Here is a 24,422-nt window from a genome sequence, read left to right as displayed (position 1 = left end):
AAAAATCAGAAAGGTTTTGCATTTTGAAAATGAGATTGAGTATAAAATTTTAGTAACCTATGTTATTGCAAAGGTCTCAATATACCGTTTCGGCAATTCCTGCAATATTGTGAAATTGTACTCATATGAATGGTAATGATCTGATATAAGAAAACATCGAGTTGTTACACAACAGGTTGAGAAAAATAAGCCTGTAAAACCTCAAAAGGCACTCCCTTCAGACCTTTATATAACTTTACTTTATTTTATTTTATAAAAATTCACAAATCATTGCAGTTTATTTTACTGGTATTCTGAATCCCTAAATAGAAACTCATCATGCCATATTTCCATCAAGGTGAGGATTACACGTTTTGCCCTCCTGTTGATCTGCGGTCAGGTAACTCGAATAAAGTTCTAACCAATACTGCCCTCATAACAAGTCATACCGAAAGCATGGTTGGCTGAGCTTTTGTATCGCGTACTTATTGTCAGAGTAAACGCATTTAATCAGGTGTTCGGTCAGAATTTTGACTGTTCTGTCTGAGGTTTTGTCCAGCAAAATGGCAGTATATAACTTTATTGAAAATCCGTCGATAGCGATAAACAGGTAACCAAAAGCTTATTGGTGCTTTTTGTCCTTTGAATAGCGGTGGCCTTTTGGTACCCAAATGATGTAAATACTCAATTATATTTAGGTCATGAATTATTATTCAGCTATATGATGTAAAGGAGTAAAGTTAGAATAGAGAGTCGTCTGAAAAGGAGGGTAGGATTAAGTTTGCTTTTCAGACGACTTTTATAATTTTAGACTTTTGAAATGGTGGATATTCATAGTAAGCATATAGCTTTGAAATTATGTATTGATTATGGTTTGTTTACAAAAGCTTGATGCTAACAGTTTTTTAATTTATTTGTCCTATAAATAGGAGTTAAGCGATTAGAATCTTCGTGCAGGTATGATTCAGCAGTTAGAGAGCGGGAGTAACTATAGCCGGCCATAAAAATATGGAAGAAGTTTATTTTTATTTGGGGCGGAAGGTGGTACAAATGGCGGTATCGGTTTCAATGAAATCACCGCCGATTAAATCTACGCAATAAGGAATGGCGCCGAATAGACCTGGTACAACGATGCTGCCATCTTCCGAACGTACGCCGCCCAATGTTTCAGCAATGGCTTTCGGTCGGCCGGGTAGATTCACAATCAGGCTGTTGCCACGAATGCCTGCTGTTTGGCGTGACAAAATGGCTGTGGGTACATAATGCAGGCTGATACGGCGCATTTGTTCGCCAAAACCGGGCAGTTCTTTGTCTAATACGGCTTGCGTGGCTTCGGGGGTGATGTCGCGAGGGGCAGGTCCTGTGCCGCCGGTGGTAAAAATCACATCGCAATGCTCTTCATCTGCCATATGGATAAGCACGCTTTTGATTTCGTCTTGATCGTCAGGAATAAGGGCTTCTACATAACGGATCGGATTGAGGACGGCTTTGTCAAGCCAGCTTTTGAGTGCGGGAATTCCTTCATCGGCATACACGCCGCTGCTGGCGCGGTCACTGGTGGAAATTAGGCCGATGGTGATGGTAGGGAGTGTGTTCATGATAATAGCAGACCCAAAAGATAGAAAACTACATTGTACCTGATTAGCTGTATCTGTTGTGGGTGTTGGCAATGTGCAAAATAGCAGGACTTAAAATACATATCTTCAGGTAAAGGCTAGCTTGAGAAGTTGTCTATAAAAATCATTTCTCAATAAATGTACTCAATCTCAAATAGGATGATATTCTGATTATCTCCTCATTATTGTTCTGCTCAACAAGTAGTTAGCTATGAATGAAATCTTGTGCATAAATTGCCTCAGCCGCTTTATTTCCTATTGACGGAGAATTTGATAATAAAAAATGCCTGTCTGAAAGTTTCCTCTCAGGCAGGCATTGCTCTTCACTAAGTTTTCAGACGACCTTAACCTGCCGGTTCGTCCATCCAATCCACTTTGTTCATTTTACGCACAATCACCCATTCATCACGGTTAGAGCCTACTGTGCCGTAGTAGTTGAAGCTGTACGCCAATTGCGCGTAGCCGCCTATCATGTGGGTCGGGTTCAAGACCGCCTTGGTTACCGAGTTGTGGATACCGCCGCGTTTTTTGGTGGTTTCTGCCGCCGGAGTATGTACCAGTTTTTCCTGAGCGTGGTACATCAAAATCATAGTTTCGGGAATACGCTGGCTCACAATCACACGGCAGGCAATCGAACCGTTGGTGTTGAACACTTCCACCCAGTCGTTATCCACCAAACCGGCTTTCTTGGCATCGATTTCGGAAATCCACACGTGCGGGCCGCCGCGTGAGAGCGTGAGCATACGCAGGTTTTCAGAATAGGTACTGTGGATACCCCACTTCTGGTGCGGTGTGAGGAAGTTGAGTGTGATTTCCGGATTGCCGTTAGGCATTTTGCCCAGCAGCTGTTTGGTGGTTTTGGTGTCCACCGCCGGACGGTACACGCAGAAAGCAGCACCGAAATCGCGCATCCACTTGTGGTCTTGGTAGAACTGCTGGCGGCCGGTCAGCGTGCGCCACGGAATCAGCTCGTGCACATTGGTATAGCCGGCGGTGTAGCACACTTCTTCGCTCTCCACTCCCGACCAAATCGGCGAGGTAACAATCTTGCGCGGCTGGGCGACGATGTCGTGAAAGCGGATTTGCGTGTGCTCGCTGGCATTAATCAGATGTGTATGGTCGCGGCCTGTAGCTTTGCCCAAGGCTTGCCAAGCCTTTTTTGCCACATGTCCGTTGGTTTCCGGAGCGAGGGTTAATATCATCTCGCAGGCATCAATGGCAGTTTCGATTTTCGGTTGACCTTTTCCGACCCCTTCGGCTTGTACGCCGTTGAGTTTACGTAGGAATTCAACTTCATGTTTGGTATCCCAAGCCATACCTTTACCGTTATTGTTGACTTTTTCCAGCAGCGGGCCGACAGAAGTGAATTTCTCGTAAATCGCGCCGTAATCACGTTCCACCACGGTCATCGCCGGCATGGTTTTGCCCGGGATGGGTTCGCACTCGCCCAGTTTCCAATCTTTCGGGTCGAACGGCTGACCGAGTTCCTGCGGGCTGTCGTGCATCAGCGGCGTGAGCACGATGTCTTTGCGTACGCCCAAGTAGTCTTTGGCCAGCTCGCTGAATTTTTTGGCCAGGCCTTTGTAGATTTCCCAGTCAGACCTGCTCTGCCACAAAGGCTGCACCGCTTCGGTAAACGGATGGATGAACGGGTGCATGTCGGACGTGTTCAGATCGTATTTCTCGTACCAAGTGGCGGTCGGGAAAATCACGTCGGCGTACAGGCAGGTGGTGTTCATGCGGAAATCCAGGAGCGTGAACAAATCCAGCTTGCCTTCCACTCCTTCCCGCTGCTTCACTTCGGCAGGTTTCAGGCAGTCGTCTTCGTCGCTCATCAGGCCGTTTTGCGTGCCGAGCAGGTATTTCAGGAAATATTCGTGGCCTTTGCCGGACGAACCCAAAATGTTGGAACGCCAAATAAACATATTGCGCGGCCAGTTTTTCGGGTTTTCCGGATCGTTGCAGGACATGTCCAGCGTGCCTTCTTTCAGGCCTTTGACCACATAGTCGGCGGGCGACATACCCGCCGCCTCGGCTGCATCGGTAACGTCCAGCGGGTTGGTTTCCAACTGCGGCGCACTCGGCGTCCAGCCCATGCGTTCGGCTTTGGCGTTGTAGTCGATCATGGTCAGGCGGCGCATATCGTCGCCCGCGTCGGACGTGAGCAGCTCGTCGGCGGACACGGTTTCGTGGCGGTACTGGCCGGTGTGGTTGTAGAAGAAGGACGTGCCGGCCATCTGGCGCGCGGGGCGGTGCCAGTCGAGCGCGAAAGTCAGCGGCGCCCAGCCGGACTGCGGACGCAGTTTTTCCTGGCCTACATAATGGCACCAGCCGCCGCCGGACTTGCCGATGGTGCCGCACATCATCAGCATGTTGATCAGGCCGCGATAGTTCATGTCCAGGTAATACCAGTGGTTCAGGCCGGCGCCGACGATAATCATCGAGCGGCCTTTGGTATCGTGCGCGTTTTTGGCGAACTCGCGGGCTACCTGAATCACGCGTTCGGGCGCAACGCCAGTGTGTTTTTCCTGCCATTTCGGCGTGTAGGGTTTGTCGTCAAAGTAGTCTTTGGCTACGTTCTCGTCGCCCAAGCCGTTGTCCACGCCGTATTGCGCTACCAGGAGGTCGAATACGGTGGCCACCAGCTGGCTGCTGCCGTCGGCCAAGGTGATGCGTTTTACCGGTACTTTGCGGAAGGTTTTTTCTTCGTCGAATTCGCCGCCGAAGTAATCGAAACCAACGCGTACCACGTCATCGGCGCACGCCTTCAGCGACAAGGCTGCCTGAACATCCTGGTCATTCTGAGCCTTGGTTTCCAGATTCCATTTTTGGCTGCCATCCCAACGGAAGCCGATGGAGCCGTTGGGCAGCATCAGGCTGTTGGTTTTCTCGTTCCACGCCAGCACTTTCCAATCGGGATTCTTCTCTTCGCCGAAGTTGTCGCTCAGATGAGAAGCGCGCAGGGTGTATTCGGGGCGGTAGCCTTCGCCGTCTTCCTTCAGGCACACCAGCACCGGCATATCGGTCAGGCGGCGGCAATAGTCTTGGAAATAGTCGGATGGATTGTCGATATGGAATTCTTTGAGGATAACGTGCCCCATCGCCATTGCCAGCGCGGCATCCGTACCTTGGCGCGGTGCCAGCCAGATATCGCTGAACTTGGCCATTTCGCCGAAGTCGGAAGATATGGCAACGGTTTTGGTGCCTTTGTAGCGCACTTCGGTATAGAAGTGGGCATCGGGCGTGCGTGTCATCGGCACGTTGGAACCCCAGACCAGAAGATAATTGGAGTTATACCAATCGGCGGATTCGGCCACGTCGGTTTGCTCACCCCAAGTCTGCGGTGAAGCAGGCGGCAGGTCGCAATACCAATCGTAGAACGACAGCGGTACGCCACCGATCAAGCCGAGATAGCGTGCGCCAGCGGCATAGCTGACCATAGACATGGCGGGAATCGGCGAGAAGCCGATAACACGGTCGGGGCCGTATTTCTTGATGGTGTAGCAGTTGGCTGCGGCCACCATTTCATAAGCTTCGTCCCAGTTGGAACGCACGAAGCCGCCCAAACCGCGCTGGGATTTGTAGGATTTGGAGCGCTCAGGATCTTCCACAATCCATTTCCATGCTTCGATCGGGTCTTTGGTTTTACGCGCTTCGCGCCACAGCTCAGCCAGCGCGCCGCGCATCATCGGATATTTGATGCGCTGGGCAGAGTAAACATACCAACTGTACGACGCGCCGCGTGGGCAGCCGCGTGGTTCATGGTTGGGCAAATCCGGACGGGTGCGCGGATAGTCGGTCTGCTGGGTTTCCCAAGTAATCAGGCCGTTTTTCACATAAACTTTCCAGCTGCACGAACCGGTACAGTTCACACCGTGAGTGGAACGTACCACTTTATCGTGTTGCCAGCGGCTACGGTAGGCATTTTCCCATTTGCGGTCTTCTTCGGTCAGTACGCCGTGTCCGTTGGCAAAGGGCTCATGTTTTTGGCTGAAAAATTTCAGTCGGTCTAAAAAGTGGCTCATGGCGGGTTCCTTATGGTTATTATTCCGGTCAGTATGTGTAACCAGAATAGTTTTCTACGTCTGCAATATAAAATAGTTGAAGACTAGATAATATGCTCCGAAAGGGGTTGCCGTAAAGAAAAAAGAAGGAAAAAGATAATACTTTTGATGCTAGTGGTTAGTTATTTTGGCTTATATGCACAGGCTTGGGCAGGGGAATATGTCGAATTGATATTTTCGGCATCGGAGAGCGATGTTTTTGCTTCGAGCACCAAGGCAGGTCGTCTGAAAAGAAAGCCTACATGCTTTTTACTGTGTGTCTATTTAAAATACCTGCTTTTTAACCATTCAGACGACCGTTTTCCATATAAAGCACTTCATCTGCTAATGCGTTTGTATCGGCAGAATCGTGGCTGATGATGAGCATGGGTACTGATAATTCGCTTTGCAGCTCTCCTACCAGTTGGCGCATTTGTTGGCGCAGATCGGCATCTAGGGCAGAGAACGGTTCATCCAATAGCAGCCATTTCGGACGGGTGATACAGGCACGGGCTAGGGCTGTACGCTGTTTCTGACCGCCGGAAATTTGGTGCGGATAATGGCCGGAGATATGTTGCAGCTGCATCCGTTCCAGCCACAGGAGTACCGATTCTGTAAGGTTACGGTTTGAAGGATTGTACCAGCCGTGTTGTAGTCCGAAAGCGATATTTTGTGCCACAGTCAGATGGGGGAATAGGGCGTAGTCTTGAAACATTAGCCCAACTTGCCGTTGTTGCGGCGGCAACCAGATTTTCTGTGCCGTATCGCCATAGATTTGCCCGTTAATGCGGACATATCCTTGTGCAGGAGGCAGAAGGCCGGCCAATAGTTGCAGGGTCAGACTTTTGCCGGAGCCGGATGGGCCGATAATGGCCAGCCGGCGGGCTTTGCTTCGACAGCAAACGTCTAAATTAAAACGTTTTTTGCCTGCAGCCACTTGTGCTTGTAAGGAGAAATCGAATATCCAGTCCGTATGGTTCATGTGCGATCCTTAGGTTTGGCTAAACGGGAAGTCGTCCATAAAACCGTAATGCAGACGGTAGAAATCAGCAGTACCAGTTGGTTGGCCAAGGAGTCGTTCCCCGCCTGAACAGCTTCATATACGGCAATGGAGAGAGTTTGGGTTTGACCAGGAATGCTACCGGCAATCATTAGTGTGGCACCGAATTCGCCCAATGCTCGGGCAAACGCTAACAGAAGGCCGACCAGCAGGCCTCGCCAGGCCAAAGGGAGGGTAACGCGCAGGAAAACGGCACTTTCCGATAAACCCAGCACTCGGGCGGCTTGTTCCAATTGCGGGTTGACGCCTTCAAAGGCTGCACGGGCAGGTTTGAAAACCAAGGGAAAGGTAACGACCATCGCAGCTAAGACCGCACCCTGCCAAGTAAAAATTAAGCGGATGTCGAAGGTATGGTTTAACCATTGTCCGATGGTGCCATTACGGCCGAACAAAACCAGCAGGTAGTAACCGAGTACAGTAGGCGGTAGCACCATGGGCAGGGTCAGGACTGTGTCGAGCAGGTCGCGGCCGGAGAAATTCCGCCTGGCAAGCAGAAATCCGACAGCAATGCCCAGCAGTAAATTGAGGAAAGTGGCCCAGAAGGCCACTTTTAACGATAGGCCGAGTGCCGGCCAAACATCTTGCCACATATTTCAGACTACATGAAAAAAGGTTTATGGGTGGCTAAAGCCGTATTTGTTTAATACTTGGCGGCCTTTTGGAGACAGTACAAAGTTGAGGAAACGTTGCGCTTCGGCTTTATCATTGCTGTCAGTGCTGACCGCAATCGGGTAGGAAACTGGAGTATCGAGCGGAATGGTGGCGGTAATACGCACTTTTTGGGGCATCAGCACCGCATCAGTACGATATACAAAGCCTGCATCCACTTCTCCTCGAGCGACATAGTCAAGGGAGTGGCGAACGTTTTGAGTAGTGATGATTTTCGGCTGGAGGGCAGTAAACAGGCCAGCTTTTTCCAGAGCGGCTTTGGCATAACGCCCTACCGGTACGCTTTCCGGGTTGCTCAACGCGATACGGTTGATGGCGGGACGCTTGAGATCTTGTAGTGAGGACGCAGAAGTACGGCTGTTCTTTGGAACAATCAATACCAGGTCATTGCGCACAAAAGTACGGCGGGTAGAGGTATCCACTGCATTTTTTTCAGCGGCCATGTCCATGGTTTTTTGGTCGGCAAAGGCTACCACGTCTACCGGTGCACCTTGCAGCAGTTGTTGCAGTAAGACACCTGATCCGGCGGTGTTCAGTTTTACATCTACATCGGGATGTTGGTGTTTGTATTGAGCAGCAATTTCTTGAAACGCATCTTTTAGGCTGGCAGCGGCGGAAACAGTTATATCTTTAGCTTGCAATGGCAAGGCAGCCAGCATCAAAGTAGCTAGAGCAGTTAAGCGGGACAGGTGGTTCATGTCGTGATCCTTTAATCGAAAAAGAAAAGGTAGATGAAAATAGCAGGAACTGAGATGTGCAGCCATTGGTAGAAGGAATTAAACGGTAATATACTACTAAAGTTGTAGTTATAATGGATGCATTGCTAAATAATTTGGATATTAAAAACCGCCGTAGCCTGTAAGTGGACAGACAAGGGCGGTAAGGATGGTTGGATGTTGATGTTTGGAGGTTGCTATAAATTATTCTGACGGCAACCCTTCAGGATTGGCCAGCCAGGCAGATGCCTGACCATCACTATAGAATTCCTGTTTCCAAATCGGCACTTCGGCTTTGATGGTGTCAATAATGAAACGGCAGGCGGCAAAAGCGGCATCGCGATGTCCGGCGGTAACACCTACCCAGACTGCCATATCGCCTACTTCCAAGCGGCCGTAACGATGGACGCAAACAGCATCTTCGATAGCAAAACGCTGTTTGGCTTGTGCCAATACAGCTTCTCCTTGTTTGCATGCCAATGCTTCGTAAGTGCTGTATACCAAATAATCCACCCGGCTGCCGTCGTTTTGACGGCGTACCCAGCCTTCAAAGCAGGTGAAGGCACCGCATTGCTCGTTGTCGAGCATGCGCCGGCGTAAGACTGCAGCGTCTATGGCTTGTTCAGTTAGATCAAAAAACATTTCAACCTCCAGCAATGGGTGGAATAAAGGCAACGGTATCGCCGGTTTGCAGGGGTTGCTGCCAAGGGCAAAAGGCGTGGTTGACTGCGGCGCGCAAGCGGTTTTGCGGTAAATCCCAATCATACTCGGCAGCCAGCTCGGCATAGAGGGCGGCAACATCGGTGGCATGGGTAAGCCTGATTTCCTGTTCTTTACCACTTTGTTCGCGTAAGGCGGCAAAGTAGAGGACGGTGATGCGCATCGGCTCAACGGTTGAAGTCATGTTTGCCTCCGGACTTGTGAACCAGGCGTATTTGTTCAATGCGGATATCGTGACTTAGTGCCTTGGTCATATCGTAAACGGTGAGTGCCGCCACAGATACTGCGGTCAGTGCTTCCATTTCCACCCCCGTTTTGTGAGATACCGCTACTTCGGCTTGGATATGCAGGCGGTATTCATCATCTTCATAGTTCAAGGCGAGCTTGCAGCGTTCCAACATCATTGGGTGACACAACGGAATGAGCTGGGAGGTATTTTTAGCAGCCATGATGCCGGCCAGACGAGCTACTTCGCTCACTGTGCCTTTGGCGGTTTGGCCATTGGCTGCTTGGATTTGGGCATACACATCCGGTGGGAAAACCACCCAGCCCTCGGCTACGGCTACGCGGCGGGTGGTCACTTTTTCGCCGACATCTACCATACGGCTTCGGCTGTGTTCGTCTAAATGAGTCAGGGACATTAAATACTCCGTTTTGAGATGGCTTTATTCGGTCAGGCAATTTATTTCAGACGACCCCAGGCAGTGTTTTGGCAGCTGCCACGGCGTGTTCGAAATCGGCAGGTGTGTTGAAATTGGATACCGCTTGCCAGGTATCAGGCATAACGATGGTTTGACAAAGCTGTGTATCCAGCCAAGCGGTTACTTTGCGTTTGCCTTGTGCCAGATAAGTTTGCAAATCGTGCCGCACGGCTACCGGCCAATGCGACATTAAGGGATGGGGACGGCCGCTGTCGGCATCTGCCAGCAGGGTAATACCCTGTTGCCAAGCAGGTTGATGCGAGCCTTCGGTCAGTAGTTTGATTACTACTTCGGGGTGTAGGAGGGTGTCGCAGGCCAGTACATAAATTCCGGTTGCACCTTGCCGGTGTGCTTGTTGCAGTGCCGGCAGAATGGCGGCCAGCGGTCCCTGTCGTTCGGGGAGAGCGTCATTAAGATAATAAGCACGCCCTGTGTCAGGATAAATCTGACCGGCGGCTGCTAGCCAAACAGGACGGTTAGGATGGGTTTGTTGAATCAGCTTATGTATCAGGGAAACGCCATCGAATGGAAGTAAGGCTTTAGGCGTACCCATACGGCTGCTGAGACCACCACATAAAATCAATAACGGCTCATTACGGGTAGCGGTTACGCCAGCCATTTCAACCACCAATCATGGATAGGTCACGGATCAGGCCGAATTTGCGGTCGTGCAGGAAGTGGTGCTCCGGTTTTTCCGCCATCAGTTCGTGCAAGTGCTTCTGCAGACCGGCTTGGTCGCCGCTGCTAAGCCATGGGCGCAAATCATAAGCGATACCGCCGAATAGACACAAGTGCATTTTACCTTGCGCAGTGACTCTCAGCCGGTTGCAACTTTGGCAGAAATCTTTGCTGTAAGGTGCGATAAAGCCTATGCCGCCGGCGAAATCGCGGTGGCGGTATTCCCGTGCCGGACCGGCATGTGCCGAACGCGGTACCAATTGCCAGCCTTCTGCTTGCAGGCCTGTTTCTATGGTAGCGGCAGAAAAATGTTGTTTGCCGAAAAAGGCAGTGTTGTCTCGCGTTTGCATCAGCTCGATAAAGCGTAAGGTAACCGGACGGTGGCGGACGAAATCCAGCGCATCGGCCAAGGTGCGGGACATATAACGGCGCAGTAATAAAGTGTTGACTTTGATGTCGTAAAAACCCTGCTCTAAGATGCCGTCCAAAGCACGAATAATGTTGTTGCATTCACGCTTTCCGGTAATTTGATAAAACACTTCCGGATCGAAGCTGTCAATACTGATGTTCAGTTTGTCGATGCCGGCGGCGCGGTATAGCGGAAACAGTTTTGCCAGTTTAAAGGCATTGGTGGTAAGGGCTACGCTTTCGATTTGCGGTTGGGCACGGCAAATGGCAATGATATCTGCTAAATCACGCCGCAGTGTCGGCTCGCCTCCGGTTAAGCGGATTTTTCGGGTTCCGCTGCGTGCGAAGGTTTGAGCCAGGGTTTCGATTTCAGGTAATGTCAATTCATCGGGTTTGGCTTTGCCAATATAGCCGTCAGGCAGGCAATACGTACAGCGATAGTTGCATAAGTCGGTTACCGACAGACGCAGGTAGGTTAGCCGACGGTTAAAAGAATCGGTTAACGCGCTCATAGAAAAGCCTCTGTAAATGGTTGGATAGTAACGGTAGCGCCGGCAGGTAGGTTACCTGCCTCGGCAGGTAGGATAATGTAGCCATTGGCACGGCTGACACCCCATACACGGTGGGAATCCTGTTCGCCGGCGGGGGAAGCTTCCCATGTGCCGTCGGCAGTTTGTGTCAATACGGCACGCTGGATGTCCATACGACCAGGAGATTTTTTTACTTGCTGAGATAATACGGCCTGCAAACGGAAAGGTTGGGGAATGTCTTGTGCCCCACATAACTGCCAGAGTGCGGCTTTCAAAAACAAGTCGAAACCTACATAGCCGGAAACGGGATTGCCGGGCAGACCGAAATACCAAGTTTTCAACATTTGACCGAATACAAACGGTTTGCCCGGTTTGATGGCGACTTTATAGTGATGGATAGCTCCCAGGCGATTGACTGCTTCACGCATATAATCGTAATCGCCTACCGATACGCCGCCAGAAGTAATCACTACGTCAGCCATACATGAAGCTTCGTTCAATGTATGCAGCACGCTTTCCAAATCGTCGGCAGCTTGTCCCAAATCCAAAACTTCCACCGGCATGGCAGCCAAGCGTGCCATTAAGGTGTGGCGATTGCTGTCGTAAACTTGCCCATTGTCGGTGGCAGGCGTGCCGGGTTCGTTAAGTTCGTCGCCCGTAGACAGCACGGCTACTTTGATTTTGCGGTAAACCGGTACTTGTCCGATACCAATAGCAGCCAACAGCATCACGTCTGCAGGGCGGAGGATACGGCCGGCGGTAAGCACTGTATCGCCGGCTGCCACTTCCTCGCCGCCGTAGCGGATATTGGCACCAACGGCTACGTCTTGGGTAAGGATAATGGCGTTGCCTTCGGTTTTAGTGTTTTCTTGCAATACTACGCAGGTACTGCCGGGTGGAACCACAGCCCCGGTCATGATACGGATGCAGCCGTCTTTGGGCAGGTCGCCGGCGAAAGGTTTACCTGCGGCAGATTCGCCTACTATCTGCCAACAGCTTCCGGCGGCAGCATCAGACGGTAGGGCGTAGCCGTCCATGGCGGAAATGTTGGTAGCGGGAATGTTTAGGGCGGACACCATGTCCTCGGCTAAAACGCGCCCTATGCTTTGGGCAACAGGAATATGCTCGATTTCAGGCAGACGTGGTGTGCGGGTGATGTGTTCATGAATCAGGGTTTGCAGTTCGCTGACGGATGTAAGTGCCATGGTGTGTGTCTCCTGTGCTGCAAGTTGTCTTCCAGTAATTTAACTGTTTGGAAATTTGTGGGATAGGGGATACTGGTTGAATATCCGTCATGGTAAAGCAGTAAAAATCAGATTTGAATGCATACAAAGCATTTGGCAGTGGTCAAAAGACATAGTTGGATTAATACTTTAGAATTAGTAATGATAAAGACAGGTCGTCTGAAAGCTTTCAGACGGCCTGTGTACTTAGTGTTCGGACATCAGCATTTGGCTTCAGCGCCTTTACGGGTGTAATACCACCAGTTAAGTGCCGCACAAATTGCATAGAATATGATAAAGCCAATCAGGGCGGCATTTACACCACCGGTTAGGTCGATGGATGTGCCGTAGCTTTTCGGAATGAAGAAGCCGCCATAGGCTGCAAAGGCGGCAGTAAAGCCGATTACGGCTGCGCCTTCTTTGGTAGCATCCAAACGGGCTTGCTCTTCACTGACTTTGCCTTCTTCGGCAAATTTTTGGTGCATATTAAGGAAAATTACCGGTACCTGCATAAAGGTAGAACCATTACCAATTCCGGTGAGTGTAAATAGAGCCAGGAAGCAGGCAAAGAAGCCCCAGAAGTTGCCGCCTTCACCATTGTTGGGAAGGAAGAAAATTACGCCGCATACCGCCACAATCATGCCGATGAAAACAAATTGGGTAATCAGTGCGCCGCTTTTGATTTTGTCAGAGATCCAGCCGCCGAATGGGCGGGCCAAAGCACCGACCAAAGGGCCGAGGAAGGCATATTTTACAGGATCAATCCCGGTAAACTGACTCTTGATCAGCAAGGGGAAGCCTGCGGCAAAACCGATGAAGGAGCCGAAAGTGCCCAAATAAAGGATGCACATAATCCAGTTATGCTTGCGGCTGAAAATCACGGCCTGGTCTTTGAAGCTGGCTTTGGCGGAAGCCAAATCGTTCATGCCAAACCAAGCGGCTAGGGTGGAAAGAATAATGAAAGGCACCCAGATAAAGCCGGCGTTTTGTAACCAAATTTGTTTGGTTACATCGCCTTTCGTCCAAGTTTGCGGCTCTCCACCAAGGGCTCCGAAGACACCTGCAGTAATAATGAGCGGTACGACAAACTGTACGGCAGATACCCCCAGATTGCCCAAGCCTGCATTCAGGCCGAGAGCAGTGCCTTTTTCGGCTTTGGGGAAAAAGAAACTGATATTGGACATGCTGGAGGAGAAGTTGCCGCCGCCGAAGCCGCACAGGAGCGCCAGTACCATCATGGTAATGTAGCTGGTGTTCGGGTTTTGAACGGCAAAACCCAAGCCGATAGCCGGCAGCAGCAGGCTGGCGGTAGAGATGGCCGTCCATTTGCGGCCGCCGAATATGGGCACCATGAAAGAATAGAAGATACGCAAGGTCGCCCCGGATAAGGCGGGCAGGGCGGCCAGCCAGAAGAGCTGGTTTTCGCTGTATTTGAAGCCGATATTGGGCAGGTTGACTACCGCCACGCTCCATACTTGCCAGATAGCGAAGGCAAGGAGGAGGGCAGGGATAGAAATCCACAAATTGCGGGTGGCAATTTTTTTACCTGTTTGCTGCCAGAAGGTTTTATCTTCCGGCTGCCAATGTTCGATAAGATGAGACATAAAAAGGGCTCCTTCTGATAGGTGTTGGGTCGTCTGAAAATTTTCAGACGAACTACAGATTTAGGATTGACGCTCTTTTAAGGCTTTCATATCACTTTCGCGTTTGGCTTTAAACGAAAAGTGCATCCAAATCAGCGAAACGCAGACTGTACCGTAGAGCAGCATGAAAGAAGTAGAGCGAATGCCAGTCCAGTCTTCCAATGCGCCGAACATAATCGGCAGAAGGAAACCGCCCAGGCCACCGGCCAGGCCGACAATACCGGATACGGCACCGATATTATCGGGATAGTCGTCAGCTACAAACTTGAATACGGAAGCTTTGCCTACCGCAGTGGCTACACCCACTGTGAACATTAGTATCGTGAATACGGTTACATTGAGACCGAGGTGCATGGTTAGCGAACCGCCGTCGGTCGTGCGGATGGAAAGATCGGTTTGCGGGTAGGAGAGTATGAAGAAACATATCCAAATCAACCACATTACCGCCCAAGTTACCTTATATGCACCGAATTTGTCGGAAAGGTAGCCGCCGAAAGCACGCAGTACACCTCCCGGCAGTGAGAAGCAGGCTGCCAAAAATGCCGCCGTTTGCAGTGGCATACCGTATTCGCCCACATAGTATTTGGTCATCCACAATGCCAGTGCCACATAGCCGCCGAAGACTACGGAGTAATATTGGCTGTATCGCAGCACGCCCGGGTCTTTCAAGAGTGCTAATTGTTCTTTCAACGTAACGTTGGAAGAGACCAAGTGTTTGGGATCGTGATAGCTGGTAAACCAAAAGAGTATCGCGGTAGCCAGCATAATGGCTGAGTATACGGTAGGGACAATCTGCCAAGTTCCAAAGGTAACAATCAGCCAGGCGGCAAGGAATTTATTGATTGCACTACCTGCATTGCCCGCGCCGAATATCCCCATTGCCACGCCTTGTTGGTGTTTGGGGAACCAGCGTGCCACATAGGGAGTACCTACCGAGAACGAACCGCCGGCCAAGCCCATCACCAGACCGATTACCAAGAAATGCCAATATTGATTGGCGTAGCGCATCAGAAAAATGGTTGGTACGGATAGGATCATCAAGGTAAACAGCACGATACGGCCGCCAAATTTATCGGTAAGGATGCCTAACGGTACACGGATCAGCGCACCGGAAAGCACCGGCAGAGCAATCAGAATGCCGTATTGGGTTTGGTTAAACCCCATTTCTTCCTGAACTTTGATGCCGACAACGGCCAGCATCATCCAAATCATAAAACAGACAGTAAAAGATAGAGTGCTGGAGAATAGCACCGAGTAGCGTTTGTAAGTTTCCGAGGCCATCTTGCTGCCCCTTCCTTTCTAGTGGTTTACCATAAGTTAATCGGATTTTTACACAGCTTTAACTTACGCGTTCGCGAGCTATCACGCATTGCTCTGAAGCATGGACATAGCAAAGCATTGGAATAGTAGAAATTAGTCTTAAATAAGCAGGGTACTAGTTATTTAGGCGTAGATACATAGGATGGTACGCTTTGGCTTTGTAAAACGTCAAGCATTGTAGAAAAAGGTCGTCTGAAAACCATTTCAGACGACCTTTTGCATATGTTGGAAATTTTCTGTTTCAAATTAAAACGCCTAACATGACTTGATTGGCATTGAAAACGGCAGTGGCCGGTCGGTCCTGTTCTAGGGCAAGCGTTTCGCTGCTGTAGAGTGTAATGGTTGCACATAAGTTAATTTCATTATTAATATCAAGTGTAACGACATTGTTGACTGACCCTTGTTCCACACGTTTCACAGTGCCGTGCAGGCAGTTTTCTGCCGATAATGTCATGGGTGCGAGGTCAGTCGCCAGTACGACCGATGCTGCTTTAATCATGGCGATAACCGGGCTGCCGACAGACAGTTTCAAACGCTTTAGGCTGAAACTGCTGATTTGTGCATGAATTTCGATACCGCCTGCGCTGGCAAGGGTAACCAGGCATGAGCCGTTGCTGTGTTCGATGTGGGTTACCGTACCGGCCAGTTGATTGCGGGCACTGCTTTTCATGAGTGTTCCTTATGCTGAAGTATTCTTAAAAAGGAGAGTGGGTGGTCAGAGCGGCTGTGGTACATTATGTTGAACGGCATAAACGGCAGCCTGTACGCGGCTGGATAATTCAAGTTTGCGCAAAATACTCTGCACATGTACTTTGATGGTGGATTCCGCCAGATTAAGCTTACGTGCAATGATTTTGTTACTGTGCCCGGCAGCTAGGTAGCCAAGAATTTCCAATTCCCGCGTTGTCAGTGCATCCAACGCCCTGGTTGCTGGAGGGGTATTGGGTTGAATCAGAGATTGTACCAAGCGGGCAGTCATCTCAGGTGAAAAAACATTATCGCCTTCTGCTGCTTTGCGGATGGCATCAACCAGAAAATCCGCATGGATGTTTTTTAGTAAAAAGCCGCGCGCCCCGAGACGCATGCACTCAGTTAAATCTTCGCTATCTTCAGAGACAGTCAGCATTACCACTACCTGTTCAGGCCGACTGCTAAGGATTTGAGCCAAAGCTTCGCGCCCGTTCATTACAGGCATGTCCAAGTCTAGCAATACAACGTCGGGATCGGTTTGCTCAACTAATTTCACACCGCTGAGACCGTCAGCTGCTTCACCGACTACTTCATAGTTATCCTGTCTGGTCAGTAGGGCTTTTATACCGCTACGGAACAGGGTATGGTCGTCTATCAAGGCAATGCGGATAGTTTCATTCAAACTCATCTTTTAAAAGTCTTTCTGGTTGCGGTAAGGTAAATATGGGGGGTATCGTCTATGCTGTAATCCAATTCGAGGCGGCGTGAATGCGTAATGTCCGATTTCTTATAATATTCAGACCGATATGAAGATGGGAAATAAGTCGGTGCTAAATGAGCCTAGTACTTTATAATTAACCATATATTTCATCAAGTAGGTTGGCTTGTGTCGTTTGGTGAATTGGATGGATAGGGTATTTAAAATAGCCAACCTGATCGTAATAATAAAACAGGCTATCCGAAAATTCTTCGGATGGCCTGTTAAAAATTTAAAGAAATCAGCGGCGGCGAACCAGTTGCCATGCGCGGCCGAGATAAGCAACGCTGGCGAAGCCGCTCCATACGTGCACCAAGCGGGTGAATGGGAAAATGACAAACAAGCCCATGCCCATTACCATATGCAATTTAAACAGAAAGCTTACATCTTTGATATAGTTGGCAGCTTCACCGCGGAAGGTTACAATATGTTGAGCCCAGCTCATCAGTTTCACCATTTCATGACCGTCTGTATGACTCATGCTCACAAAGATAGTCAACAAACCCAAACCCAAGGTGGTGATGAGCCAAAGCAATACCAGTTTGTCACGCCAAGTGGTGTTTGCAGCCAAGCGGTCGCATTTCAGACGACGTTGCAGCAAGATAATTAAGCCGATCATTGCGGTTGTGCCGAAGATGCCGCCCATTACCATCGCAAAGATTTGTTTGGCACCGTGGGAAACGCCTAGAGCATCCCAAAACCATAAAGGGGTGAGCAGTCCGAACAAGTGTCCGAAGAATACGGCTATGATGCCGACGTGAAATAGTATATTACCTAAGCGCAACTGGCCTTCGTAAAGGAGTTGGCTGGATTCGCTTTTCCATGAATATTGCTCACGGTCGAAGCGCACGAGGCTGCCGAAGAAGAAGATTGCAAGAGCAATATAGGGGAAGATGCCGAAGAAGAATTGGTGCAGGGTATTCATGTTCATACTCCTTTTGAGTCCGCCTGAAAAGCGGCTTTAGGATAAAACTGTACGGTTTCGACGCTTGGTTTTAGCAGTGGCTCGGTGCCGGAAATATCTGGGCCGAATGTTTCCATGGCTTCGTCCATATCGCGCACGGGGGGCTCGATGAGAGGTTGTGGTGCGACCGGACTGAGCGCGGTAATGCCTTGCAGCAATACGGCGTAAGGCGAACCGCTTTTCTCAAGATTTCCTCCGATGTGGGCGATCACATGTACGGCATCGCCCAAGAGTTTTTGTGCGTGTTCTGACGGCACTTGGCTTAAGTATTCCAGCAGTGCGGGCAGATAGTCGGGCAATTCGTCGTCGCCCAACTCGAAGCCGTGGTTGCGGTATTCTTGCAATAAGTCCACCATCGCGCTGCCGCGGTCTCGGTCTTCGCCGTAAACATGCTCGAAAATATAGAGTGCGTGGTTGCGATTGCGGTCGAAGGTAGCAACGTAGTTTTCCTGCAATTCGCGCAGATTGTGATTGCCTAGGTAGTCTAAAAAGTTTTTCAGACGACCTTCCTGTGATTGCAGTTCGAGCCATTCTTTCAAGGCAGCCTGAAACTCAGGCAGAGCTTCGATCATCTCGGCTTCAGGATAGCACAACAGCGCGGAAAACCATTTGTAAACGGGATTCGCGCTCATCAACGTACTCCTTCTTCACGATTTTTTTCCGCATCTTTGCGCAGACCGTGGAAAATAATCGGTGTGCCTTTGCGTTTGCCAAACAGGCTTTCTTCGCTGCTGCCGCCGGAGCAGCCGTTGCCGAAGGTAAAGCCGCAGCTGGCTTTATCGCCGAAACTGTTTTCAACCATTTCTTTGTGTGAAGTCGGGATGACGAAGCGGTCTTCATAATTGGCAATAGCCATGATTTGATACATGTCTTCGACCATTTCGGGCGTAAGGCCGGTACCTTCCAGTGCTTGAGCCGGTGTTTCACCGTGAACCACTTGTCCGCGTTTGAAGCGGCGCATAGCAATCATGCGCTCCAGTGCTTCTTTGATTGGCTCAATTTTGCCGGCGGTGAGCAGGTTGGCCAGATATCTCAGCGGGATACGCATTTCATCCACGCTTGGGATAATACCGTTTTCGCCCACCAAACCGTTTTCGATGGCAGATTGAATCGGTGAAAGCGGCGGGATGTACCAAACCATTGGCAAGGTGCGGTATTCCGGGTGCAGCGGGAATGCCACTTTCCATTCCATTGCCATTTTGTACACGGGCGATTTTTGGGCAGCATCAAGCCAGCTTTGGCTGATACCTTGTTTCAATGCTTCGCGTTGTACTTCGGGGTCATGCGGGTTGAGGAATACGCCCAGTTGCTGTTCGTACAGGTCTTGCGGATTTTCCACTGACGCGGCTTCTTCGATTTTGTCTGCATCGTACAGCAGTACGCCCAAATAGCGGATGCGGCCTACGCAGGTTTCGGAACACACGGTCGGCTGGCCGCCTTCGATACGCGGATAGCAGAATGTACATTTTTCAGCTTTGCCGGAAGTCCAGTTGTAGTAGATTTTTTTGTAGGGGCAGCCGGATACGCACATACGCCAGCCACGGCATTTGTCTTGGTCGATCAGTACGATGCCGTCGTCTTCGCGTTTGTAGATGCTGCCTGACGGGCAGGATGCCACACAGGTCGGGTTCAAACAATGCTCGCACAGGCGCGGCAGGTACATCATGAAGGTTTGTTCGAACGCAGCGTGCATGTCTTTTTGAATGCCTTCAAACAGTACATCTTTTGCACGTTTTTCAAATTCGCCTGCCAAATCGTCTTCCCAGTTCGGACCCCATTCCACTTTGTCCATTTTTTTGCCGGTGAGCACAGAGACAGGACGGGCGGTCGGCGGCGTTTTCATTTTCGGCGCGTTTTGCAGATGCTCGTAATCGTAGGTGAACGGCTCGTAGTAGTCGTCGATTTGCGGCATGTTCGGGTTGGCAAAAATATTCGCCAAAATCTTCAATTTGCCGCCTTGCTTAGGTACCAGTTTGCCGTTGGGTTTGCGCACCCAGCCGCCATTCCATTTGTTTTGGTCTTCCCAGTTTTTCGGAAAGCCGATGCCTGGCTTGGTTTCGACGTTGTTAAACCACGCATACTCTACGCCGTCACGCGAAGTCCAGACGTTCTTGCAGGTAACGGAGCAGGTATGGCAGCCGATACATTTGTCTAAGTTCAGAACCATGCCGACTTGTGCTCTGATTTTCATGGTAGTGTTCCTTTTGGTTTGGTTTCTAGATGGCCTGTCTAGCAAGCCATTTGAACATGGCTGTTAATTATGGGGTGGTAATGGTAGCTTATTTTAAAAAATTTTGACGCTTAGGAGTTTATAGGAGCGCATACAAGAAAAATATGCATAGAAAGCGTAGCCTAAGACAGCAAAATAAGGGGGTAAGGCTGTCTTAAGGAGTAAAAGTATATACTACTTTGGGAGTATCGAGTAGGGGTTGAAAAAATAGTTACGGTTGTCTTCATCAAAATAAGAAAGACAGTGGAAACAGCAGACTTCATAACCATAAAATTGAAAAATACACATATGAATAAGGCAGTCTGCCGTGTGGTGGGTTAATATTTTAAGGCAAGGTTCGTTTGACGGATTGCTTTATCCAGTCAAGAACGGTATCGGTATCTGCAGGTAGTTCCCCACCCGCTTCGCCTGAAAAGCTTCGCCAGTCCGGCAGGTATTTGCTTTGCAAGGTGGTTAGAACCGGAATACCTGAGCTGATAGCGGCAAGGTATTCCAACAACAAACCGCGGTTATCGATTTCTCCATGGCCAAATTTGTTAATGACTACCAAATCCGTGCCTTCCGCTATGGCTTCGCGAATCACCGAACCTGCCGCTGCCAGTGCGCCGGCGTCCAGTTTGCAGCCACTGGAATGGTTGCCGAGATTTTGGAAGATGGAAAAGCATCGGTTGTCTGCGACGGAAGCCAGCTCCGAATTACTGTGCTTACCTTCGTTGTCTATCGGATTCAATAGTCCGGCCACGCGCCATCCGTCTTGTTGCAACCGGCGCACGGCCTGCCATAATGCAGTTATCGCAGCATCGCCTTCATCAGCATATACCACGGCAGCGATGGCATAGTCTGATTGTTGTTCTATTTGATTAGACATAAATTCACTTTCAAGGGTATTGGAGTTTTGGGCAAAATCTTGCAATGTCGTTGCAAACATTAAAACGTTTGAATCTCTTGGGGCGATTGTCCGTAGATGTCAGTCGGGAAATTGCAGGGACAGTATAGCCGTCATTAGAGATAAGATGGCCCGCTCATTAAACAAAAGGTCGTCTGAAAACCGCGGTACAGGCTTTCAGACGACCTTTCTTATTGCTTAAGAACGTTGAAACAGATTATTTGGCTGCTTCAGGTTGGCTGGCGGCTGCCGCTTTATCGCCTTCTTTGGCGAAGTATTTGGCGTGGATTTTGTCGTATTCGCCGCTGTCGCGTACTTTTTTCAGCGCTTCGTTCAGCATTTTAACGGTCGCTTCGTCACCTTTGCGTACGGCAATGCCGTAGTTTTCAATCGTGAAATCAGGCAGCGTGATGAAGTCCATGCTTTTGGTCGGGTTGTTTTTCACATAGTTGGCGATGACCGCGCTGTCGCTGACCACGGCATCCACGCCGCCGTTTTCCAGCTCTTTGATGACCAAAGGAACGCTTTCAAAGCGGGCGATTTTCGGATTGTCGTTGCCCAAGAGTTTGGAAACGGAGAAGTCGCCGGTTTGACCGGTAACGACACCGACTTTCGCCATGTTTTTGAGGTCGTCTGAAGAGGCGACTTTTTTGCCTTTGGGAACGAGGACGACTTGGGTGATTTCAAAATAAGGGTCGGTGAAATCCATGGATTGCTTGCGCTCGTCGGTAATGGTTACGCCGGAGATGACGATATCCGTATCGCCGTTTTTGAGGGCGGGGAAGAGACTGTCCCAAGGCTGGTGTTTGAATTCGACTTTGAAGTTGCCGGTTTTTGCCATGGCATTCATCAAATCGACGTCGAAACCTTCAACGTTGCCGGCGGAATCCAATGATTCGAAAGGGGCGAATTCGGCATTGGCGGCGACGCGGTACACTTTGTCGGCTTTAGGGGCTGACGAGGATGCGTCTTTGCTTTGGCCGCCGCAGGCGGAGAGTGCCAGCGCGGAGCAGGCGAGGGCGGCTGCAATCCATTTTTTCATGTTCATGGGGAGGTTCCTTCTTTACGGATATTAATAAATAAACGGATAGTTTAACACGGTTTGGGGAAGTCGCTACGCGTCAGTGTTCTTTTTCGCGGAAAAAAGCGTAGGTTACGTCATGGAAGAGGTCGGTATGCGGGCTGTCTTCGTAGTTCAATTCGGCGAGCGCGTCTTCAAAGGCAAGCTGGATGGACTCGACGGCTTCGTTTGCCATGTCGGACGGCAGCGAACGGATCAGGCCTTTGAGGGCGGTGGCGAGGACGTGGTTCTGCATACGCAAAACGTCGTTGGCTTCTTCCAAATATTCGAGGCGTTGTTCGATGCTGCTCATGATGTGTTCCTGGGAATCTGTTAAAATACCGCATTATAGCAAATCACGGCATTCGCTATGCGCGTGAAATGAAATGACACAACGGAAGAACGAAAGCAAAAAATGGATACGAATCGTCCCGATACGCCACAACAAACGGATGAAAGCCTGGATTGGGAAAGCCGCTTGGAAAAGCTGCGGCAAACCCGCCAATTGAACGCACCTTACACACACGCGCCTTTGGTGCGCGAATCTCAAGAGCCAGCTCTCGAGCAGAAGCCCAAAGCCAAGTCGGTCAAGCTCGACGATGCCAACCGCGATGCCGTGTTGACGGAATATCTGCGCAAATGGCAGGAAGAACACAACGCCATGTTGGAGGAAGACGCTGCCGAAACGGCGGAGACCGATGCGATGGTGATTTTGCAGGAAAACTGGTTGAACGCTCAGTCTTCGCTGCAAATGAGTGCGACAGACAGACAAATCGAGTCCACGCGTACGGTTTGGCTGAACCCGAAACGTAAAACGGTCGAATTTGACGCGCCCGCAGAAGAAGAGGCAACGTCGTCTGAAAATGAAAATCCGCAGGCGCAAGAGCAGGTTTCAGACGACCCCAAACAAGAAATGCCACCGATTACCGTCAATATCAACGTGTTGAACCCGCAGGTTATCAACCGCAGGGAAGTGTTCTGCATTTCCGAGCAAGACCTGAGCGAGCGTTTGATCAAACGCCTGCGCCCACACGTCGCCGACGCAGTCAACGGCATGATACGCACCGCCGTGCAGAAACAAATGGCGCTGTTTACCTACCAGCTCCAACAAACCCTCAGCGAACAGGCGCCCGATTTGGTGGAACAGCTTTTGGATTACAACGTGAAAAAAATCCTGAACGACATCAAATACGAAATGAAATACAGTCAGGGAAACAAAAAAGCGTGATCACGCCGCCGCTTCAGGTATCGGACTGAAAATGCTGATTTTTCCGCCGATTTTGTATATAATGGTGGCTCACGTTATCGTGATTTAACTCCTTTCAAATAATTTATGCCCGATGAACCGTCGGGCATTTTTTTGGGCACGGATTTTATGAATAAAAACAAATGGATTTGGATACTGATTGTTGCCGCAGTGGTAGTCGGTTATCAAAAAATGCAGCAGGGGCGGCAGGGTCAGGCAGCGGATGCCGTACCCACCCAAACACAGACCCAAACCCAAGCGGAAAAACGCCCATCCGAACAGCCCCAGCCTGAGCAGCCTTCATCCAAAAAGTCGCAACCGAAGCAGCCGAAGAACGACCGCCAAGCAGGACAGGGCAGCGCGGAACAAATATTGCAGCAAGCCTTTGAAAACCAAGAGAGCGATATTCAGGTGAAGGGCTCAGGTACGGTTCTGAAAACGCTGCCCGACGACAACCAAGGCACGCGCCATCAGCGTTTTATCTTGAAACTGTCGAGCGGGCAAACGCTTTTAGTGGCGCACAACATCGACCTCGCCGACAAAATTAAAGGCTTGAAAAAAGGCGATAAAGTCGGCTTCTACGGCGAATACGAATGGTCGGAGCAGGGCGGCGTCCTCCATTGGACGCACCACGACCCCGCAGGCCGCCATACCGACGGCTGGTTGGAGCACAACGGACGGGTTTATCAATAAAAGCTTGGAAAGATTGCAAAAGGTCGTCTGAAAAACGTTTTCAGACGACCTTGGATTCGGATTTCAAGTGCAACACTAGTGTATCAGTGGTTTGAACAGATTCAAGAATAAAACACTTGGCGTTTCGTAGCCAAGTGTTTTTCTTGGCCGGTGGTTCAACTCATCTTGAACCCTGCGTATCTCCCGATCGCTGATGTTTCGGAAATCGGTTTGCTTGGGGAAATATTGTCGGATGAGTCCGTTGGTGTTCTCATTCAGCCCTTTTTCCCAAGAATGGTAGGGGCGGCAAAAATAAGTCTCCGCTTTCAATGCTTTGGCTATTTTGGTGTGTTGGTAAAATTCTTTACCGTTGTCCATGGTGATGGTGTGGACTCTGGCTTTATGTGCCCTTAATACCCTAATGGCTGCCAGAGCAGTGTCTTCGGCTTTGAGGCTGTCCAATTTGCAGATGATGGTGTAGCGGGTAACGCGTTCGACCAAGGTCAGTAATGCGCTTTTCTGTCCTTTGCCGACGATGGTGTCGGCTTCCCAATCGCCGATGCGGGTTTTCTGGTCGACGATAGCGGGTCGGTTTTCTATGCCGACGCGGT

General features: G+C 50.0%; 24 protein-coding genes. 2 read left to right on the top strand and 22 right to left on the bottom strand.

The features are described from left to right. Positions 1-1,004: 1,004 nt before the first annotated feature. From mog to AC5M9B_RS10565, 21 genes are all read right to left on the bottom strand, one after another. Complete coding sequence (mog, locus tag AC5M9B_RS10665; protein ID WP_019269898.1) at positions 1,005-1,577, bottom strand: molybdopterin adenylyltransferase; 573 nt, start codon at positions 1,575-1,577, stop codon at positions 1,005-1,007. A 362-nt stretch (positions 1,578-1,939) separates the two neighbouring features. Further along, the gene (locus AC5M9B_RS10660) at positions 1,940-5,620 is read right to left on the bottom strand and encodes a nitrate reductase subunit alpha (RefSeq protein ID WP_070654478.1); all 3,681 of its coding nucleotides are present in this window, start codon (positions 5,618-5,620) and stop codon (positions 1,940-1,942) included. Between the two features lie 319 nt (positions 5,621-5,939). Next, positions 5,940-6,620 (bottom strand): ATP-binding cassette domain-containing protein, encoded by a 681-nt coding sequence (locus AC5M9B_RS10655; RefSeq protein ID WP_039406817.1) that lies wholly within the window; start codon positions 6,618-6,620, stop codon positions 5,940-5,942. Beyond that, entirely contained in the window at positions 6,617-7,288 is a 672-nt protein-coding gene (gene modB / locus AC5M9B_RS10650) for a molybdate ABC transporter permease subunit (RefSeq protein WP_019269900.1), read from the bottom strand. Before modB ends, AC5M9B_RS10655 begins: the two co-directional genes overlap by 4 nt. Before the next feature lie 24 nt (positions 7,289-7,312). Next, positions 7,313-8,065 carry a molybdate ABC transporter substrate-binding protein gene (gene modA / locus AC5M9B_RS10645; RefSeq protein ID WP_019269901.1) on the bottom strand — a complete coding sequence of 251 codons (753 nt, stop codon included), beginning with the start codon at positions 8,063-8,065 and terminating at the stop codon, positions 7,313-7,315. Positions 8,066-8,287: 222 nt separating this feature from the next. Further along, positions 8,288-8,725, bottom strand: a complete 438-nt coding sequence (locus AC5M9B_RS10640; protein WP_070654477.1) for a molybdenum cofactor biosynthesis protein MoaE — start codon at positions 8,723-8,725, stop codon at positions 8,288-8,290. A gap of 1 nt (position 8,726) precedes the next feature. Beyond that, positions 8,727-8,987: a molybdopterin converting factor subunit 1 gene (gene moaD, locus AC5M9B_RS10635; RefSeq protein ID WP_083310339.1), complete on the bottom strand. Its 261-nt coding sequence runs from the start codon at positions 8,985-8,987 to the stop codon at positions 8,727-8,729. Beyond that, on the bottom strand, positions 8,971-9,444 hold the full coding sequence (gene moaC, locus AC5M9B_RS10630; protein WP_070654475.1) for a cyclic pyranopterin monophosphate synthase MoaC: 474 nt from the start codon (positions 9,442-9,444) through the stop codon (positions 8,971-8,973). The genes moaD and moaC overlap by 17 nt, the downstream gene beginning before the upstream one ends. 46 nt (positions 9,445-9,490) lie before the next feature. After that, on the bottom strand, positions 9,491-10,123 hold the full coding sequence (gene mobA / locus AC5M9B_RS10625; protein WP_083310338.1) for a molybdenum cofactor guanylyltransferase: 633 nt from the start codon (positions 10,121-10,123) through the stop codon (positions 9,491-9,493). Position 10,124: 1 nt separating this feature from the next. Continuing rightward, positions 10,125-11,102, bottom strand: coding sequence for a GTP 3',8-cyclase MoaA (gene moaA, locus AC5M9B_RS10620; protein WP_019269906.1), 978 nt, complete (start codon positions 11,100-11,102; stop codon positions 10,125-10,127). Then, positions 11,099-12,325, bottom strand: a complete 1,227-nt coding sequence (gene moeA / locus AC5M9B_RS10615) for a molybdopterin molybdotransferase MoeA (RefSeq protein ID WP_070654474.1) — start codon at positions 12,323-12,325, stop codon at positions 11,099-11,101. Before moeA ends, moaA begins: the two co-directional genes overlap by 4 nt. A gap of 239 nt (positions 12,326-12,564) precedes the next feature. Then, positions 12,565-13,947: a NarK family nitrate/nitrite MFS transporter gene (locus tag AC5M9B_RS10610; protein ID WP_039406800.1), complete on the bottom strand. Its 1,383-nt coding sequence runs from the start codon at positions 13,945-13,947 to the stop codon at positions 12,565-12,567. Between the two features lie 60 nt (positions 13,948-14,007). Beyond that, a complete protein-coding gene (locus tag AC5M9B_RS10605) occupies positions 14,008-15,267 on the bottom strand; it encodes an MFS transporter (protein WP_060974575.1) in 1,260 nt (419 codons plus the stop codon). A gap of 280 nt (positions 15,268-15,547) precedes the next feature. Then, the gene (locus tag AC5M9B_RS10600) at positions 15,548-15,976 is read right to left on the bottom strand and encodes a TOBE domain-containing protein (RefSeq protein WP_019269909.1); all 429 of its coding nucleotides are present in this window, start codon (positions 15,974-15,976) and stop codon (positions 15,548-15,550) included. A 45-nt stretch (positions 15,977-16,021) separates the two neighbouring features. Further along, positions 16,022-16,684 (bottom strand): response regulator, encoded by a 663-nt coding sequence (locus AC5M9B_RS10595; protein ID WP_019269910.1) that lies wholly within the window; start codon positions 16,682-16,684, stop codon positions 16,022-16,024. Between the two features lie 310 nt (positions 16,685-16,994). Then, positions 16,995-17,678: a respiratory nitrate reductase subunit gamma gene (narI, locus tag AC5M9B_RS10590; RefSeq protein WP_425326069.1), complete on the bottom strand. Its 684-nt coding sequence runs from the start codon at positions 17,676-17,678 to the stop codon at positions 16,995-16,997. Positions 17,679-17,680: 2 nt separating this feature from the next. Continuing rightward, on the bottom strand, positions 17,681-18,349 hold the full coding sequence (narJ, locus tag AC5M9B_RS10585) for a nitrate reductase molybdenum cofactor assembly chaperone (RefSeq protein WP_070654471.1): 669 nt from the start codon (positions 18,347-18,349) through the stop codon (positions 17,681-17,683). Next, positions 18,349-19,908 carry a nitrate reductase subunit beta gene (gene narH, locus AC5M9B_RS10580; protein WP_070654470.1) on the bottom strand — a complete coding sequence of 520 codons (1,560 nt, stop codon included), beginning with the start codon at positions 19,906-19,908 and terminating at the stop codon, positions 18,349-18,351. Before narH ends, narJ begins: the two co-directional genes overlap by 1 nt. Before the next feature lie 364 nt (positions 19,909-20,272). Further along, the gene (locus AC5M9B_RS10575) at positions 20,273-20,815 is read right to left on the bottom strand and encodes a DUF2478 domain-containing protein (protein WP_070654479.1); all 543 of its coding nucleotides are present in this window, start codon (positions 20,813-20,815) and stop codon (positions 20,273-20,275) included. Between the two features lie 235 nt (positions 20,816-21,050). Continuing rightward, complete coding sequence (locus tag AC5M9B_RS10570) at positions 21,051-21,881, bottom strand: basic amino acid ABC transporter substrate-binding protein (protein ID WP_487648644.1); 831 nt, start codon at positions 21,879-21,881, stop codon at positions 21,051-21,053. A gap of 73 nt (positions 21,882-21,954) precedes the next feature. Further along, positions 21,955-22,206, bottom strand: a complete 252-nt coding sequence (locus AC5M9B_RS10565) for an NGO1151 family protein (RefSeq protein WP_016687175.1) — start codon at positions 22,204-22,206, stop codon at positions 21,955-21,957. A 102-nt stretch (positions 22,207-22,308) separates the two neighbouring features. Between AC5M9B_RS10565 and AC5M9B_RS10560 the strand changes: the two genes are divergently transcribed. Further along, positions 22,309-23,121 carry a hypothetical protein gene (locus AC5M9B_RS10560; RefSeq protein WP_487648643.1) on the top strand — a complete coding sequence of 271 codons (813 nt, stop codon included), beginning with the start codon at positions 22,309-22,311 and terminating at the stop codon, positions 23,119-23,121. A gap of 105 nt (positions 23,122-23,226) precedes the next feature. Next, entirely contained in the window at positions 23,227-23,832 is a 606-nt protein-coding gene (locus tag AC5M9B_RS10555; protein ID WP_070654467.1) for a DUF3465 domain-containing protein, read from the top strand. Positions 23,833-23,907: 75 nt separating this feature from the next. Here AC5M9B_RS10555 and AC5M9B_RS10550 read toward each other — a convergent pair. Beyond that, the coding region (locus AC5M9B_RS10550) for an IS30 family transposase (protein WP_487648642.1) at positions 23,908-24,422 on the bottom strand (515 nt) is incomplete at its 5' end.

It is taken from the genome of Neisseria flava, from assembly GCF_982712965.1.
The sequence above is the reverse complement of the archived record's forward strand: the minus strand, read 5'-3'. Positions and strand labels throughout refer to the sequence as shown.

Bases quoted from the DNA above. Each gene is read 5' to 3' on its own strand.
- mog (WP_019269898.1), bottom strand. From the start codon at position 1,577: ATGAACACACTCCCTACCATCACCATCGGCCTAATTTCCACCAGTGAC.
- moaA (WP_019269906.1), bottom strand. From the start codon at position 11,102: ATGAGCGCGTTAACCGATTCTTTTAACCGTCGGCTAACCTACCTGCGT.
- moeA (WP_070654474.1), bottom strand. From the start codon at position 12,325: ATGGCACTTACATCCGTCAGCGAACTGCAAACCCTGATTCATGAACAC.
- AC5M9B_RS10570 (WP_487648644.1), bottom strand. From the start codon at position 21,881: ATGAACATGAAAAAATGGATTGCAGCCGCCCTCGCCTGCTCCGCGCTG.
- AC5M9B_RS10560 (WP_487648643.1), top strand. From the start codon at position 22,309: ATGGATACGAATCGTCCCGATACGCCACAACAAACGGATGAAAGCCTG.
- narH (WP_070654470.1), bottom strand. From the start codon at position 19,908: ATGAAAATCAGAGCACAAGTCGGCATGGTTCTGAACTTAGACAAATGT.
- AC5M9B_RS10605 (WP_060974575.1), bottom strand. From the start codon at position 15,267: ATGGCCTCGGAAACTTACAAACGCTACTCGGTGCTATTCTCCAGCACT.
- AC5M9B_RS10595 (WP_019269910.1), bottom strand. From the start codon at position 16,684: ATGAGTTTGAATGAAACTATCCGCATTGCCTTGATAGACGACCATACC.
- AC5M9B_RS10655 (WP_039406817.1), bottom strand. From the start codon at position 6,620: ATGAACCATACGGACTGGATATTCGATTTCTCCTTACAAGCACAAGTG.
- AC5M9B_RS10660 (WP_070654478.1), bottom strand. From the start codon at position 5,620: ATGAGCCACTTTTTAGACCGACTGAAATTTTTCAGCCAAAAACATGAG.
- AC5M9B_RS10640 (WP_070654477.1), bottom strand. From the start codon at position 8,725: ATGTTTTTTGATCTAACTGAACAAGCCATAGACGCTGCAGTCTTACGC.
- narI (WP_425326069.1), bottom strand. From the start codon at position 17,678: ATGAATACCCTGCACCAATTCTTCTTCGGCATCTTCCCCTATATTGCT.
- AC5M9B_RS10600 (WP_019269909.1), bottom strand. From the start codon at position 15,976: ATGAAAAGCAGTGCCCGCAATCAACTGGCCGGTACGGTAACCCACATC.
- AC5M9B_RS10610 (WP_039406800.1), bottom strand. From the start codon at position 13,947: ATGTCTCATCTTATCGAACATTGGCAGCCGGAAGATAAAACCTTCTGG.
- AC5M9B_RS10565 (WP_016687175.1), bottom strand. From the start codon at position 22,206: ATGAGCAGCATCGAACAACGCCTCGAATATTTGGAAGAAGCCAACGAC.
- narJ (WP_070654471.1), bottom strand. From the start codon at position 18,349: ATGAGCGCGAATCCCGTTTACAAATGGTTTTCCGCGCTGTTGTGCTAT.
- AC5M9B_RS10575 (WP_070654479.1), bottom strand. From the start codon at position 20,815: ATGTCTAATCAAATAGAACAACAATCAGACTATGCCATCGCTGCCGTG.
- moaC (WP_070654475.1), bottom strand. From the start codon at position 9,444: ATGTCCCTGACTCATTTAGACGAACACAGCCGAAGCCGTATGGTAGAT.
- modB (WP_019269900.1), bottom strand. From the start codon at position 7,288: ATGTGGCAAGATGTTTGGCCGGCACTCGGCCTATCGTTAAAAGTGGCC.
- mobA (WP_083310338.1), bottom strand. From the start codon at position 10,123: ATGGCTGGCGTAACCGCTACCCGTAATGAGCCGTTATTGATTTTATGT.
- AC5M9B_RS10555 (WP_070654467.1), top strand. From the start codon at position 23,227: ATGCCCGATGAACCGTCGGGCATTTTTTTGGGCACGGATTTTATGAAT.
- moaD (WP_083310339.1), bottom strand. From the start codon at position 8,987: ATGACTTCAACCGTTGAGCCGATGCGCATCACCGTCCTCTACTTTGCC.
- modA (WP_019269901.1), bottom strand. From the start codon at position 8,065: ATGAACCACCTGTCCCGCTTAACTGCTCTAGCTACTTTGATGCTGGCT.